Source organism: Azospirillum sp. A1-3, from assembly GCF_023806445.1.
GTDB lineage: Bacteria > Pseudomonadota > Alphaproteobacteria > Azospirillales > Azospirillaceae > Azospirillum.
Genome location: NZ_JAMSLU010000004.1, coordinates 279,763 through 294,414, shown reverse-complemented (window position 1 = coordinate 294,414; position 14,652 = coordinate 279,763). Strand labels below are relative to the sequence as shown.

Genomic DNA, 14,652 nt, shown 5'->3' with positions numbered 1-14,652 from the left:
GGCTGCCTGCCGGCTTCCGCCTTACGCCGCCACGTCGTGGGTAATGGCGAAGACGCCGGTGTCCCAGCGGGCGATGGTGGTGTCGAAGCCGCCGACGCCATTCACCACGTCGAAGCCCTGCGTGGTGTTGTGGATCAGGTCCTGGACCGTGTAGTGGCCGTTGGCGAGCTGAAGCTCCACATGGGTGTCAACCGCCTTGCGTGCCGCGGTGTCGTTGAAGTCGACCCGGTCGGAGGCGACGACGATCAGCCGGTCCTTCTGGTCGTAGAAGCCGTAGCCGGTGATCTGGGCGTCCGGATCCTTGTCGGTGAAGGTCAGCGGGTAATGGTAGTTCAGCGCCTCGTCGCCGATCAGGACCGGCGCCTTGGCCTTCAGGGCGGCGATCTCGGCATCGCTGAACAGGTTGTGGCCGTCGTAGGTCGCCTGCGGAATGATCCAGGCGCTGGGCGTGCTGGCCTTGGTCATCGACGGCAGGGCCGCGTCGCTGACGTAATAGCCGAAGGTCGCGCCGGCATCATGCAGCTTGGTGATCGGCTCCAGCAACTCGCCGAGATAGGCGTTGCCGATGGCGTTGCCGTCGGGCTCCAGCGCGTTCATCGCCTTTTCGGCATTGGCGCTGTAATAGAGCGCCGGGCCGAAGGGACGGGTCGGCACGATGTCGCGCAGCATGTCCAGCCACGGCTGCTTCACCTCGCCCCAGTCGTGATAGCTGCGCGACCACTGCTCCGCCGCGCGGCGGACGCCGCCCTGGTCGTCGGCGATCATCGTCCAGCCGCTCTGCAGCCAGGTCTGTTCCAGGCGGCCCCAGCCCAGCTCCTCGCGCACCGTGCCGGTCACGCCGGTGTAGAGGCTGTTCACCGCACCCCAGTAATCATCCTCCGACGAGGACATCATGTGGCCGAAATGGGCGTCCGGCGCGCGGGCGGCATGGATGCCCAGCATCGCCTGCTCGTAGGAGGCCGGCGCCTGCTTGTGCTGCATCTCGAAGCGTTCGAGGGTCTGCACGTTGAACAGGATGTCCTTCTCGTTCATCGTGTCGGCGATCACGCGGGCATCGACGCCGGCGAATTCGCGCATCGCCGCCGGGGTAAAGGACACCTGGGTGGTCAGCCATGCGGCGTGGCCGGTGTTCTTGACGATGGCCTCGTCCAGTGCCTTCCAGCCATAGGCCCAGCCGTCGACGAAGTAATCCAGCCACTGCGTCGGATGGTTGTCGATGATGTCGGCCGCCTGCTGCGCCAGCGTGCTTCCCGCCACCTTGATGCCGGTCTTGGTGCTGAACTCCGCGATCATGCGGCTGTTGAAGAAGTCCATAACGCCGGAATGCGGGCTGCCGTCGAAGAAGTCGGCCAGCTCATAGCCGCGGGTGCCGGTCAGGGCCGACAGGCGGCCCAGCTTGTCGGCCATCCAGTCGGCGTAATGGGCGGTGCCGCCGGTCCAGCCGGCCGGCGCGTCCTTGGCGTCCAGCGGCATCAGCGGGCTGATATAGCCCCAGCCACTGGGATTGCTGCTGTCGGCGTTCAGGACGTAGCCCTCGGCGTCGCGGCCCAGATACTGCTGATGCGCCTTGACCCAGGACACCCAGGCCTTGTGGCCACCCAGGCTGGCGAACTCACCGCCGTTCTGCGACTCAGTGAAGGTATCTTCCCACAGCTGCAGGCCGATCAGCGGCATCACCCCGTCGGACAGATGACTGGCGGCGACGTCGCGGGTTTCCTTCAGGTGGGCGGCGTTGGAGTAATCGGGCACCGATTCCCAGAACAGGTGCTGCGGCGCCAGCCCGCGGTCGGCGCCCCAGGAGATGGTCGACACATCGGACATCAGCGGCGGCCGGTCGCTGCTGACCCCGGCGCTGGCGCTGTGGTCGTTCTTCGGCAGCGTGGTGGTGGGCGTCGTCGGAGCCGGCGTGGTGGGAGCGGGCGCCGTCGGGGTCGGGGCAGTCGGAGTTGGGGAAGTCGGGGCGGGTGCCGTGGGCGTGGTGGTCGTCGTACCGCCGAGCATGTCCTTGGTGACGGGAACGCTCAGCGTGCCGTTCCACCAAAGGCCCTGCTGGCCGGAGATGACGTCCTTGCCGTCCAGTGCGCCGCGGTCATAGGTGACGCCGGCGGCGTTGGAGGCGACGCTGTGCCCGTTCACCACGACCGAGCCGACATAAAGGCTGCGGTCCTGGCCGTTGACGACGGCGTCGTTGTCGTACTGGACCTGGACCTTGTGCGCCTGGGTCGGGTCGAGATCGACCGTGAATTTGTAGGCGGTCTGGCTGGTGGCGGCCACCTTGGCGTCGCCCACCGCCTTGCCGTCGACCAGAAGCTTGAAGTGCGGCGGCACGCCGCCGGCGCTCTTGCCCCAGGCGTTGACGACGACGCTGTAGGATTTCGTCGCCGCCGGCGCCGCAGCCGCCGGATCGGCAATATCGGCCGCCGGGAACAGCGAGGCCGGCAGCGGCACGTTCAGCGCGCCGCCCCAATACAGGGCTTCCTGTCCCTTCACCACGTCCTTTCCGTCGACCGCACCCTTGTCATAGGTGACCGACGGGTCGGTGGCGGCGATCGACGTGCCGTTCACCGAGACGGCGCGGACGAACAGGTTGCGGTCGACGCCGCCCGACAGGCCGTCGTTGTCGTAGACGATCTGCAGCTTGTGCGCGCTGTCGGCCGCGACCTTGGCGGAGATGGTGTAGCGCCCCAGGGTGCTGCTGTTCACCGTCGCCTGACCGATGGTCGCGCCGTCGAGCTTGAGCGCCAGATGCGGCCAGACGCCGCCGGCTGCTTGTCCCCAAGCGTCGATCGCGAAGGTGACATCGATGAGATTGGACCCGGTGAGCGACATCGGCACGACTCCCATTAATCGGATATTAAGATCTTGCTAGACTGGGTTAACCGTATCGGTTGGATTACCCTTCTCGTTGGGAGTACTCGCACAGAATTCGCTATGGAATGGAGAGTCAATCTTGGGACATGACTCTGACTTATCTTTGACTCTTCCAAAAAAATCGATTTTGAGTCCGCGAATGTTTTAGTGTCTGAAGGAATGAGTCAGACAACGGCAGTCTTAAGCCTGTTGTGTGGCGTCCGTATCTTTCGTTTGTTTGGCGTGGGTGCCGGCGCCGTGGTCCACTTCGGCACGAACCGCCGCAAATACCGCCGATCAGGCCGGGCAGGAGATCGTTCCATGCGCACCGCTTCCCTGCGCATCGCCGTCGTCACGCAGAAGATCGTCCGGCATGACGGACAAGGGCGCGTGAACGCCGTTGTGGTGGACGAACTGCTCCGCCGCGGGCATGAGGTCGTCGCCATCGCGTCGGAATTGGCGGAGGAACTGGCGCGCCATCCCCGCTTGCGCTGGGTCCCGGTCAGCGGCGGCGGTGTGCCGACGCAGTTGGCGAAGGACCAGCTGTTCGCCTGGAGGGCGAGCCGGGCCTTGGCGCGGGAACGGCAGGCGGGGATTGGCCAGTCAGGAATTGATCGTGTGGTGGTGAACGGCTTCGTCAGCTGGGCGCGGTCGGACGTGAATGCCGTGCATTTCGTCCATTCCGCCTGGATGCGCTCCGCCACCCATCCGATCCGCAAGGGCGTTTCGCCGCTGTCGCTCTATCGCGCGCTCTACACCCTGCTGAATGTCGGGTTCGAGCGCTGGAGCTTCCGCCGCGCCGGACGGCTGGTGGCCGTCTCACGGACCGTTGCGGACGAACTGCGCCGGGACGGCATCGAGCCTGCCCGGCTGCGGGTGATCGACAATGGCGTCGATGTCCGGGAGTTCCGTCCGGGCACGCCCGATCCGATGCTGTTCGGCCTGCCGCCCGGCCGTCCGGTGGCGCTGTTCGTCGGCGATGCCCGCAGCGACCGCAAGAATTTGGATGGGGTGCTGCGGGCGCTGGCCGAGGTGCCCGATCTGGCGTTGGCGGTGGTCGGCGATGAGCAGGGCGGGCCGTTCCCGGCGATGGCGCGGGCGCTCGGGGTGGAGGACCGGGTTAGCTTCCTCGGCCACCGGCGCGACGTGGCGGCGCTGATGCGGGCGGCCGACCTGTTCGTTTTCCCAACCCGCTATGAACCCTTCGGTCTCGTCCTGCTGGAGGCGGCGGCCAGCGGTCTGCCGGTCGTCACCACCCGGCTGGCCGGCGCCGGCCGTCTGCTGGAGGACGACGCCGCCATCCTGCTGGACGACCCGGACGCGCATGGGGATCTGGTGCGGGCGATGCACGATCTTGCTGCGGACCCGTCACTGCGCCGCCGCATGGGCGAGGCAGGCCGCCGCATCGCGGAGAGCCAGGACTGGTCGGTGACGGCCGGACAGTATGCCGATCTGCTGGAGGAACTTGGGCCGGTGGATCAGCCGGTCGATGGGCGGCGGCTGTTGGCCGGGTCGGCGTCCTGACCCGCCGTCCTTACCGCAATTCCAGCCTCAGCTCCATGACCACGCTGTCGGTTCCGGGCGCTGCGTCCGCCACCGCGATGCCGACCGGTGCCGCCGGTCCGGGGGTGGGATCGACACGCTGGGGGGTGCCGCTGCCGGGACGCAGGACGGTGCCCATGCGGATGGCGGCGCGGGTCTTGCCGACCGGGACGGTTCCACTGGTCGCGACGGGAACGACGCCGCCGGCGGAGGCCGAGGTCAGGGCGACGCCGTCGGCCGGGCGGTCGGGCTCCAGCCGGCGCACCCGGTCGTAGTCGCGCTGCACCAGATTGCCGGCATCGACGCCGCCGGCACCGACCTTGCGGAACTCGCCGGAGCAGTCCAACGCCTCGAACCGGTTGGCGCGGCAGGTGCCGGAGACGGCGAGAGCCGGGGCGAAGCCGTCGCGGCCGAGGCGGATCAGCCGTTCCGCATCGTCGAACCGGTTGCCGACGGCCGAAGCCGCGACGATGGCGGCGGTCTCGATGTCGGCGGCGCGGTCGTTGGTGCCGTCGCCGAAGCTGGCGCTGCCGCCGGTGAACTGGTTGCGCTCCAGCGCCCGCACCACGATCAGACCGGCGACGGGTCGCTTCGCCAAGCGATAGGCCGGCAGCAGCGATCCGCTGCACCCGATCAGGACATTGCCGTACATCTCCGCCATGGGCCCCTGGATCCAGCCGTTGCCGCAGGCCTCGAAGGCGCAGTCCAGGAATTTGTTGTTGGACAGGAAGGTCCGCTGAGCCGGCCCGTCCTCCGCCAGGATCGCGTAGGGCGAGAAGCCGAAATGGCAGGAGATGAAGCTGGAATGGTCGATGCCGTTCTCCGGCGACACGGCGATGGAGGCCAGCGTGTTGCCGGCGAGGTCGGTGTCGAGGAACAGGTGATCGCCGAAGCTGTCTGTCCCCGCCGACCAATAGGCGCCGATGTGGTTCTTGGTCAGCTGGCAGGAGATCAGCGAGGAATGGTCGCGCCAGACATCCACCCCGGCGCGGAAGCCGAACACCCCGACCCGCTCCAGCAGGAAGCGGGAGGTCAGCGCCAGCCCGTCCATGCCCGGCGGCGGATCGCCCGGCCGGTTGCCGGGCTTCGGCCCGCGCAGGCTGATGTGCGCGATGCGGCTGCGTTGATAGCCCTTGTCGTCGTCGCGCGCGCCATTCCGGCTGCCGGCCCGGATGGCGAAGCGTCCGGGGCCCAGATCCACCGGCCAGGACAGCAGCGAGGCACGCATGCCGGCGCCGACGATCTCCACCTCGTTGAAGGCGTCGTCATAGCGGTCGAGGTTGGGCAGGACGATCTCGCCATCCAGCCGGTAATGGCCGGGCGGCACCAGCACCGTCCCGCCCTGTCCGCTGCGCGCCAGTTCCAGCACGGCACCCTGCAGAGCCGCCCAATCGCACTCCTGCTCCAGGGAACGGACATGCGGATGGACGCGCCGTGCCGCCTCCAGGCTCTTGTAACGCTCCGACAAAGGATGGCTGCGCCCGTCGCCGAAGGCGCCCCGTTCGCGGATCGACAGGGCTTGGCCGTTTCTCGGCGGCGGGTCGGGGGTCGGGCGCAAAGGCTTGTCCTGAGCGGCTTGTGCGGCGGCGGGCGTCTGGGCGGCGGGCAGAGCGAGGGCGGCGGCCAGCAGCGCGCGCCTGCCGATGCGGCAGCCGGGACCGCCGCTCATGGCGCAAAGGCCCGGGATCGCCGGTCGAGCCGGCCCAGCGAACCGATGCCATCGCTGAGGGCTGCGCGATAGACCTGCTCCAACCGGTCGAGATGGCTGTCCAGCGTGAAGGGCGCGCGCCAGTACCCGTCATGCGCGTTGCGGCCCATCCGCTCCACCTCCGCGTCGTGGGACAGCAGTCGGAGGCAGCGGGCGAGGTCGGCGGCATCGCCGCTGCGGAACAGGAAACCGTTCTCTCCCGGCAGCACCGCCTCCGCCGCCGCGCAATTGTCGCTGACGATGATGGGAACGCCGTTCGCCAGCGCTTCATAGGCGGCGAGCCCGAACGTCTCGTACCACAGCGATGGAACCACCAAGGCCCGCGCCCGCCGCACCTCCTCCAGCACGGCGTCGGGCGGCAGCCAGCCGGCAAGCTCCGCATCGGGGTTCAGTCGGCGGACCGCGGCCGACTCGTCGCCGTCGCCGACGAAGCGCACCGGACAGCCGGCCTGTGCCGCCGCCTCGGCCAACAGAGCGGCGCCCTTCTCGCGCGACAGGCGGCCGACGAACAGCACGGGGCGGTTGCCGGCGACCGGTGCGGGTCCGCGATCCTCAACTTCAACCGGGTTGGGGACGGGCAGGGTGACGGTGCCGGGCGGCAGATGCCGGGCGATCACTGTGCGCTGCAGGTCGCTGAGCGTCACCAGCGCCATGCCGCCGGTGAAGCCGCCGGCCAGTGCCCCCGCCGCATGGCGGGCGGCCCGCCACCATTTGTGATGCCGGGCACGGGCGTCGCAGTCGGTGGCGAGGCAACCGGTGGACAGCGCCCGGTGCGGGCAGTTGACGCCCTCGGGAAAGACGAAGAAGGCACCGTTGGGGCAGAGCGGGAAATAGTCGTGCAGGGTCAGCAGCACCGGCAGGCCGGATTTCCGGCAGACTGGGAAGACGCTGGGCGACAGCACCTTGGCCCAACCATGGATATGGACCACCGTGTCGTTGGCCGGGCAGCCGCCGAGCAGGCCTTCCAGCGCGCGTGCCGCCTCCCGATTCCAGATGCCGCGGAGCGCCGCCTGCACGCGGTCGGCATTGCCCTTCAGATCGGGCTGCTCCAGGCAATGGACGGTGATGCCATCGGTCAGCAGGGCGGGGTCGATGGGCGGGACGGCGGTGAAGAAATGGACCCGGTGGCCGCGCCGGGCCAGCCCGACGACGCCGGCGATGGCGACCTTCGCCAGCCCGCCGTTGGGGTGGGCATGGTCGCAGAGGATGACGATCGTGCTCATCGCGGGATTCTCACTGCAGGGCGCCGCGATAGACGGCGGCGGTGCGGGCGGCGATGACCGGCCAGTCGAACCGGCTGCGCACCAGCGCCCGGCAGGCGTCGGCGTCCGGCAGCCGGCGGACGCCGGTCAGCGCCTCCGCAAGGCCGATGCCGATGGAGCGTGCGTCGGTCCCCGCCAGCACGAGGTCGCCGTCCAGCCCCTCCACCACCTCGGGCAGGCCGCCGACCGGCGTGACCATCACCGGCGTGCCGGCCGCCAGCGATTCCAGCGCGGTCAGGCCGAAGCCCTCCAGCGCCTGCGAGGGCATCACGCACAGGTCGGCGGCACGGTAGGCGAGCGGCAGATGCGCGTCGGGAACGAAGCCCAGCAGCCGCACATGCTCCTCCAACCCCAGCGCGCCGATACGGTCCTGAAGCGCCGCCGCTTCCGGTCCGCGCCCGGCGACGACCAGCAGAACGTCGGGCACCCGACGGCGCAGCTCCACCATGGCGTCGACCAGTGCGGTCAGCCCCATGCGCTTCACCAGCCGGCGCACCGTCAGCAGGATGGGGCGCCCCTGCGGCCAGCCGAGGCGGGCGCGCGCCTGAAGGCGGCTGTCGGCAAGGTCGTAGCGGTCGGCAACGACGCCGCCGGGCACCCGGTGGATGCGCTCCGGCTGGACGCCATAGCGTTCGGACAGGATGGTGGCGAAGGACTGCGACAGGACGACGAAACGGGCGGCGCGGCGATAGACCAACCGCTCCACCATGAATTTCAGCCGCACCGCCAGGGGACCGGCGCCCTCGGCGGCGCTTTCCAGCGCCCAGGGGCCGTGGAAATGGACGACCAGCGGCCGGTTGCGCAAGGCGGGCAGGGCGCCCACCATGTTCAGCGCGAAATGGGCGGCGACGAGGTCGGGCGCCTGCCGGCGCAGCGTCTCGGCGATGGCGCTCCGGGCCGCCGCCACCCGGCGCGGCAGCGAGGCGGTCGGCGGTGCGAAGCTGTCGATGCGGGCGCCATTGTCCAGCGTCTGGGAAACGGTGCCCAGCACCAGCCCGGAAAAGGCGATGCCCTGCTGCGGCAGGTAACGGGCGAGGTGGTAGAACATGTTCTCCGCCCCGCCATGCGTCTCCGGAAACCAGCCCAGCCCAAGCTGAAGCACGCTGGCTTCCCGCATCTTCCCAGACAGGGCGCCGGGCAGGATCAGGCTTCCGTCCATTGCTTGTCCTCTTGGAAGTGATGGGCGGGGGCGAATTGATGGACGGGCGCCGGGGCGGCGCCTTGCAGGCTGGCGAGCCCGTAATTCTTGGCCGCCATCGCCATGCCCAGGAAGAACCAGAAGCCGACGCCGGTGACCTTCACCAACGTGTGTTCGAACACCATGCAGCCGAGCATCGTCAGGGCCGCCGTTTCGGCGCAGCGGGCGAACGGGTCGGGCGGGGCGCCGCCACGGCGCAGCATCCCGGCCGTCAGCGCGATCAGGCCGGCGACATAGCCCAACGCGCCGGGCCAGCCCAGCTCATAGGGCACACGCAGGATGCCGCTGTCGAAATTCGCCAGAATTCCCAGGTGCCCGTCCTCGTTGGTCAGCTTTGTCGCGGTGTCAATGGTGCCGAGCCCGGCGCCGCGCACCTCGGTCATCGCATAGAACAGGAACGTCACGTAGAATTCCTGCCGGTCCTGAAAGCTGCGGTCGCTCTCCATCGAATTCAGCGTGTCAAAGCGGGAGACGATGGCCTGATTGACCTTCGGCACGCTCAGCAGCGGCAGGGAGCACAGGACCAGCCCGACGCCGACCGCGATCAGCCGCATCCGGTGGCGGCCGGGCATGGTCAGCATCAGCCAGGCAAAGGAGAACAGTCCGGCGAGCCAGGCCGCGCGCACGAGGCTGAGCAGCAGCGAGCCCAACGCCAGGGCGCCGGCGACCGGCACCAGGACGCCGCGGGCGGCGGGAAGCAGGGCCAGCCCGGTGACCAGCAGGAAGGCCAGCGGGCCGGAGGAGTTCATCGTGCTGAACACCCGCACCTGCATCGGCAGCGGCAAGCCCTGGTTGGTCATCCCGACATTGAGGAGCCACCGCGCATCCCAGGCCGGCATGATGAAATACTGGATCAGGCCGTAGCCGCCGACCAGCGCCAGCCCGAGGACGAAGGCGCGCAGCACCGCGTCGCGCATCTGCGGGTAGATCGGCCAGTGCAGGGCGACGTAGAGCCCCAGCGTCACCGGGATCAGCCAGTTCAGCAGGGCGAAGGTCGCCGCCGCCACGCCCGCCTGGGTGATGCCGTTGACGTAGGCGTAGGAGATCCCCAGCATCACCGGCACAAAACCGAAATAGGCACGGTAGCGCAGCATCGGCAGATACTGTGCGATCACCAGCCAGCTCATGGCGCCGACGACGAAGGGCGTCACCATGATCGGGCTGATGACGCTCCAGCCCGATTGGTAATCGACCAGCCGGCGCACTTCCGGCGTCAGGAACCACAGCCACCACGTGAAGGCGGCGAACCGGGCGGGGTCGCGCGTCACCAGCAGGGCGCCGACGGCCACCGCCCCAATGGGAAAAACGATTTCCAGCACACCGGCCTTGCCCATCAGGACCGGGACCGCCACCAGAAACCAGAAGACCGGTGCCGCCATTCTGTTCAGCGACGGCAGGCCGCCCATGCCGTGGTGGCCGGTGTCATGATGGGCCGTGCCGTGATGGCCCACGCTGTGATGGCCATGCTCGAAGCCGGTGGTGGCGAAGGTCATGCCGCCGTCTCCCGCCAGTCGCGCATCCCCTCCAGCCGGCCGCGCACCGTGGCGCGCAGCTTCGCCCCGGCATGGCGGTCGCCGCGCAGCGTCAGCCGTGCCCATTGCGCCAGTCCGGGAAACTCGCAGGTCCCCACCAGCATGGCCCAGGCGGCGAAGGCGGCGCGGTTGGCCGGGCCGAAATGGGCCATCAGGGCCAGCGTGTCGTTGAAGGTCGCGTTCTCCTGCGCCAGCGGGTGGAAGTGGTTCGCGCCGCGCTGATCGATGTCGAAGCGCACCGCCGGGAAATGATCGACCGCCACCAGCGGGTCATAGACCAGCCGCCATCCCTGGCGGGACAGCCGCAGGCAGAAATCCACCTCGTTGCGGACCTGGGCGCCGCTGCCGCGCAGCCGGGTGTTCAGCCGCTGGCCGTCGATCGCCGCGCGGCGGAAGCTCCAGTTGGCGCCCTTCAGAACGTCCACGTCCTGAGCCGGGCCGACACCCAGATGATGGTTGCCGATGACCCGGCCGAACCATTGCAGCCGGCCGACGACCTGGGCCTCCCCGGTTTCCGGCACGCCGTCGTGATAGACATGGTCGCGGCCGCCGACGCCGCCGATGCGGGGATCGGCGCGGTACCAGGCCTCGATCCGTTCGACCCAGTCGCAATGGGGAACGGCGTCGTCGTCGGTGATGGCGACGATGTCGCCGCGGGCATGATCCATGCCGCGGTTGATCGCCGCCACCTGCCCCGGCACGTCGATATCGGCGACCTCGACCGGCAAGGTGGATGCGTAGCGCCGGGCAACCTCGGCGGACTCCGGATCGGTGTCGCGCACGGTGACGACCACCTGGACCGGTGCCAGCGTCTGCCGGACCAGACCGTCCAGGCAGCCGGCGAGCTGGTCCGGCCGGCGATAGGTCGGGACGATCACGGTGACGCCCAAACGTTCGGCGGCATCGGGCGCGGCGGGGGCCGCGGAGGACGGGTTCATGGTCACGCTCATGCCGGGGCCAGCTCCCGCCCGCGGGCGTCGTTTGCGGCGGCCCGCGCCGGGGCCAGGGCCGGTTCCTCGCCGTTCATCCAGCTGTCGATGGTCTCACGCAGCCGTGCCTTGAACACGGCACGGTCGAAGCGGGCGGCGTAGGCCTGGATGACGGTGGGGTTGAAGCGGCGTTCCTGCGCTTCGAAGCGTTGCACCGCCTCGATCAGCGCTTCCGGCGTCTGCTGGTCGAAGAACAGGCCCGACAGCCCGTCCCTCACCGTCTCGGTCGCGCCGCCGCGATTCAGGGCGATCACCGGCCGGCCGGCGGCCATCGCCTCGACGGGCACGATGCCGAAATCCTCGTTGGCGGTGAAGATCAGGGCGCGGCAGGCGGCATATTGCCGGTCCAGCTCCTCGGCGGAACAATGGCCCAGCAACTCCACCGTCGGCCCGGCCATCTGCTTCAGCCGCCGGTATTCCTCGCCCTCGCCGACCACGACCAGCTTGCGGCCCATGCGGTTGAAGGCTTCGATCGCCACGTCGGCCCGCTTGTAGGACACCAGCTGGCTGACGAACAGGTAATGATCGCCAGGCGGCTCCGCGGTGGCGAAGCGCCGGGTTTCCACCGGCGGGTTGATGACGGTGGAATCGCGGCGGTAGACCCGCCAGATGCGCTTCGCCACCGTTTCCGAATTGGCGATGAAGCGGTCGACCCGCGCCGCCGTCGCCAGATCCCATTGCCGCAGCCGGTGGATGGCATAGGGCATCAGCGGCCGGACGATCGGCCCGGCCGAGTGCAGGTAATCGTGGTAGCCGCTCCACACATAGCGCATCGGCGTGTGGCAGTAGCAGACGTGCAGCGCGTCCGGCCGGGTCAGCACCCCCTTCGCCGGGCCGGATTCGCTGCTGATGACGAGGTCATAGTCGCTGAGGTCGAGCTGCTCCAGCGCCAGCGGCATCAGGGGCAGGTACTTCTGGTACATCCGGTGGGCCATTGGCAGCCGGTCGATGAAGGTCGTGGTGACCTGATGGCTGCGGATGATCGGGGAGATCCGCTCCGGCCGGTAGACGTGGGTGAAGACGTCGGCCTCCGGATACAGCTCGCACAGGGCTTCGATAACCTTCTCCCCCCCGCGCATCCCGACGAGCCAGTAATGGACGATCGCGACTTTCATTGTGGGTCCTCCGGCAAGGGGCAGGCCTTCACTTGGGCCGAGGGTTTTTGGGTTCTGGATGCTTCCGCTCAGGCGATGCGGCGCAGGCGGTACGAACGGCCGCTGGGCGGACGGGCGCCGTATTCCAGGTTCGCGTGGTCGCGGGCGTTGACCATCGACAGCACCGCGCCGCCGATCCGCCCGCCGACCTGCCGAACCTGCTTGATGCCGGCGCTGGCAAGGCTGGTGGCGGTGCGCGCCCAGCGCACGACGTAGAGGACACGGTCGGCCAACGGCGCCAGGATCAGCGCGTCGGACACCGACAGCACCGGCGGCGTGTCGAGGACGACGACGTCGTAGCGTTCGGACAGCTCCACCAGCAGCGACAGCATGGCCTTGGAGCCGAACAGGATCTGCGGGCGCTCGACCGGCCGGCCGGCGGCGATCACCGACACCCGGCGGCGGTCGTCGATCTGCACGACCTGATCCAGCGTCGCATCGCCTTCCAGCAGGTCGGTCAGCCCCATGGGCGGGCGGGTGCCGCCGAGAAGCCGGTGCACGGCGGGGCGGCGGGTGTCGCAGTCGACGATGACGACCCGGCGGCCGGTGTCGGCCAGGAAGGCGGACAGCGCCACCGCCAGCGTCGTCTTTCCCTCGCCCGCGACCGACGAGGTCAGCATCACCACCTCGCCGCCCTTGACCGTGGCCGGCTCGGCGCCGGTGCGGACCAGATGCAGGCGTGCGCAGAGCCGCCAGACCGCCTCGGCGAATTCGCCGCCGCCGGTGTTGGAATAGGGATCGCGTTTGGCGTCGGAGCCGGTGTACCGCTTGATCCGGCCCAGCAGTGGCACGATGCCGACCGCCGGAAGCCCCAGAACCGCCTCCACCTGATGGGAGCTGTAGACGCCGCGCTGGCTGGCGGTCCGCACCAGCGCGATGCCCGTGGCGATGGCGCCGCAGACCACCGCGGCCAACGCCGCCAGCACGGACTTGCCCGGCCCGACCGGCCCCACCGGGACGTCGGCGGAGGACACGATGCGCACGTCGGGCGTCATCTCCAGCGCCTGGAGCACCTGGGTCTCCTTCAGGCGGGTGACGGCGCGGCGATAGTTGTCGTCGGATGCGTCGGCCTGCCGCTGAAGCTCGCGCAGCCGCACGTCCGCCTGCAGGTTGTCGAAAGATTCCGTTCGCAGGGCCTCCAGCCGGCGGGACAGGCTCTGGATCTTGGCGATCTGCTGCTCCACCTCGCCCCGCAGGCTGCGGATCACGCGATCCACCTCGGTGGCGAGGGCGGCATTGAGTTCGCGCAGCTCCGCGGCGGGTCGCGCCAGCGCCGGGTGACGGTCGCCATATTGGGCGCGCAACTCCGCCAACTGGGCGCTCAGCGCCGTCTGACGCTGGCGCAGGCCGGTGATCAGCGGGTCGGTGCCAATATCGGCGCCGGTCAGCGATTCGGGATTGCCGGGCTGGACGGACTGCAACTGGCGCAGCCGGCCCTGGGCATTGGTCAGCGCGGTGCGCGCCTCCGCCAGTTGGGCATTGAGCGCCGACATCTCCTCATTCACCAGGGGAGCATCGCGGCCCTTGGCCATGCCGGTTTCGGCGCGCATCGCCTCGACGGCGGCGCGGCCGGTGGTGGTCATGTCCTGGCGCAGCTCGTCCAATCGGCTCTGCAGCCACTCGCTGGCGTTCTGGGTGGCCTTGCGCTTCGCCTCCACCTGGATGGCGAGGTAGGCGTCGGCGACGGCGTTGGCGGCGCGGGCCGCCAGCTGCGGGTCCTTGGCCTCGACCGTGATGCGAATCGCCCGCGACTGCACGCCGGGGTTGATGCGCAGGTTCTTCTGGAAGGCGTAGATCAGGCGGGCGGTTTCCTTCTCCTCGGCACTGCCGGTCGGAGCGGGCGGGCGCGCGGCCGGCGTCAGCAGGGCGGACAGCGGTTCGGGAAGATCGGACGCCACATCCGTCAGCAGGGCGCGGCCTTCCTCCATCAAGGGGGTCAGAAGGCCGGGCTTGTCGGGAGTTGCGGCATATTCCGGCTCCTTCCCGAGATTCAGCATCTCCACCACCCGGCGGGCGAGATCGCGGGACCGCAGGATCTCGACCTCGGTGTTGACGGTGTCGAGAAACATTCCCATCGGTTCCGACACCGAGGGGATGTTGATGACCCGGTTCGTATGCGGATCGATCACCACGACGGATGAGGCGCTGTAGAGCGGCGTCATGGCATTGATCAGCAGCACCGCGGGCAGCCACAGCACCGCGGTCAGCCCAAGGATCAGCCATTTCTGGCGCCACAGCGTCTGGACCAGACGGCCTACGTTGACCTTGTCGGCGCCCGTTCCGACCGGCGGTGCGACAAAGCCGGAGGGGATACCGGCCGTGCCTGGCGGCAATCGGTGTTCCGGTGCGTCCATGGGCTGAACTCCTTCATCTCGACAAACGGTGCGCGGAGGTGCAATGCGGCCGCGATGGTTCCG

The 14,652-nt window shown here is 69.1% G+C and carries 9 protein-coding genes; 1 reads left to right on the top strand and 8 read right to left on the bottom strand.

Translation table 11 applies throughout. The features are described from left to right. Window positions 1-21: 21 nt before the first annotated feature. Window positions 22-2,829, bottom strand: coding sequence for a carbohydrate-binding domain-containing protein (locus M5E06_RS22685; protein WP_252140129.1), 2,808 nt, complete (start codon window positions 2,827-2,829; stop codon window positions 22-24). Window positions 2,830-3,171: 342 nt separating this feature from the next. Here M5E06_RS22685 and M5E06_RS22680 point away from each other — a divergent pair, with 342 nt between their 5' ends. Next, complete coding sequence (locus M5E06_RS22680; RefSeq protein ID WP_252140128.1) at window positions 3,172-4,374, top strand: glycosyltransferase family 4 protein; 1,203 nt, start codon at window positions 3,172-3,174, stop codon at window positions 4,372-4,374. A gap of 10 nt (window positions 4,375-4,384) precedes the next feature. Here the strand turns inward: M5E06_RS22680 and M5E06_RS22675 are convergent, their stop codons facing one another. From M5E06_RS22675 to M5E06_RS22645, 7 genes are all read right to left on the bottom strand, one after another. Beyond that, window positions 4,385-6,061: a DUF2190 family protein gene (locus tag M5E06_RS22675; RefSeq protein WP_252140127.1), complete on the bottom strand. Its 1,677-nt coding sequence runs from the start codon at window positions 6,059-6,061 to the stop codon at window positions 4,385-4,387. Further along, a complete protein-coding gene (locus M5E06_RS22670; RefSeq protein ID WP_252140126.1) occupies window positions 6,058-7,323 on the bottom strand; it encodes a glycosyltransferase family 4 protein in 1,266 nt (421 codons plus the stop codon). The genes M5E06_RS22675 and M5E06_RS22670 overlap by 4 nt, the downstream gene beginning before the upstream one ends. A gap of 10 nt (window positions 7,324-7,333) precedes the next feature. After that, the gene (locus M5E06_RS22665) at window positions 7,334-8,521 is read right to left on the bottom strand and encodes a glycosyltransferase family 4 protein (RefSeq protein ID WP_252140125.1); all 1,188 of its coding nucleotides are present in this window, start codon (window positions 8,519-8,521) and stop codon (window positions 7,334-7,336) included. Beyond that, a complete protein-coding gene (locus M5E06_RS22660; protein ID WP_252140124.1) occupies window positions 8,506-10,053 on the bottom strand; it encodes an O-antigen ligase family protein in 1,548 nt (515 codons plus the stop codon). The genes M5E06_RS22665 and M5E06_RS22660 overlap by 16 nt, the downstream gene beginning before the upstream one ends. Then, window positions 10,050-11,042: a glycosyltransferase family 2 protein gene (locus M5E06_RS22655; RefSeq protein ID WP_252140123.1), complete on the bottom strand. Its 993-nt coding sequence runs from the start codon at window positions 11,040-11,042 to the stop codon at window positions 10,050-10,052. The genes M5E06_RS22660 and M5E06_RS22655 overlap by 4 nt, the downstream gene beginning before the upstream one ends. After that, a complete protein-coding gene (locus M5E06_RS22650) occupies window positions 11,039-12,196 on the bottom strand; it encodes a glycosyltransferase (RefSeq protein ID WP_109153806.1) in 1,158 nt (385 codons plus the stop codon). The genes M5E06_RS22655 and M5E06_RS22650 overlap by 4 nt, the downstream gene beginning before the upstream one ends. Before the next feature lie 68 nt (window positions 12,197-12,264). Continuing rightward, complete coding sequence (locus tag M5E06_RS22645) at window positions 12,265-14,589, bottom strand: GumC family protein (RefSeq protein ID WP_252140122.1); 2,325 nt, start codon at window positions 14,587-14,589, stop codon at window positions 12,265-12,267. Window positions 14,590-14,652 lie beyond the last annotated feature (63 nt).

Excerpts from the sequence above, each read along its gene's own strand:
- M5E06_RS22655 (WP_252140123.1), bottom strand. The coding sequence starts at position 11,042 with ATGAGCGTGACCATGAACCCGTCCTCCGCGGCCCCCGCCGCGCCCGAT.
- M5E06_RS22665 (WP_252140125.1), bottom strand. The coding sequence starts at position 8,521 with ATGGACGGAAGCCTGATCCTGCCCGGCGCCCTGTCTGGGAAGATGCGG.
- M5E06_RS22645 (WP_252140122.1), bottom strand. The coding sequence starts at position 14,589 with ATGGACGCACCGGAACACCGATTGCCGCCAGGCACGGCCGGTATCCCC.
- M5E06_RS22670 (WP_252140126.1), bottom strand. The coding sequence starts at position 7,323 with ATGAGCACGATCGTCATCCTCTGCGACCATGCCCACCCCAACGGCGGG.
- M5E06_RS22660 (WP_252140124.1), bottom strand. The coding sequence starts at position 10,053 with ATGACCTTCGCCACCACCGGCTTCGAGCATGGCCATCACAGCGTGGGC.
- M5E06_RS22685 (WP_252140129.1), bottom strand. The coding sequence starts at position 2,829 with ATGTCGCTCACCGGGTCCAATCTCATCGATGTCACCTTCGCGATCGAC.
- M5E06_RS22680 (WP_252140128.1), top strand. The coding sequence starts at position 3,172 with ATGCGCACCGCTTCCCTGCGCATCGCCGTCGTCACGCAGAAGATCGTC.
- M5E06_RS22675 (WP_252140127.1), bottom strand. The coding sequence starts at position 6,061 with ATGAGCGGCGGTCCCGGCTGCCGCATCGGCAGGCGCGCGCTGCTGGCC.
- M5E06_RS22650 (WP_109153806.1), bottom strand. The coding sequence starts at position 12,196 with ATGAAAGTCGCGATCGTCCATTACTGGCTCGTCGGGATGCGCGGGGGG.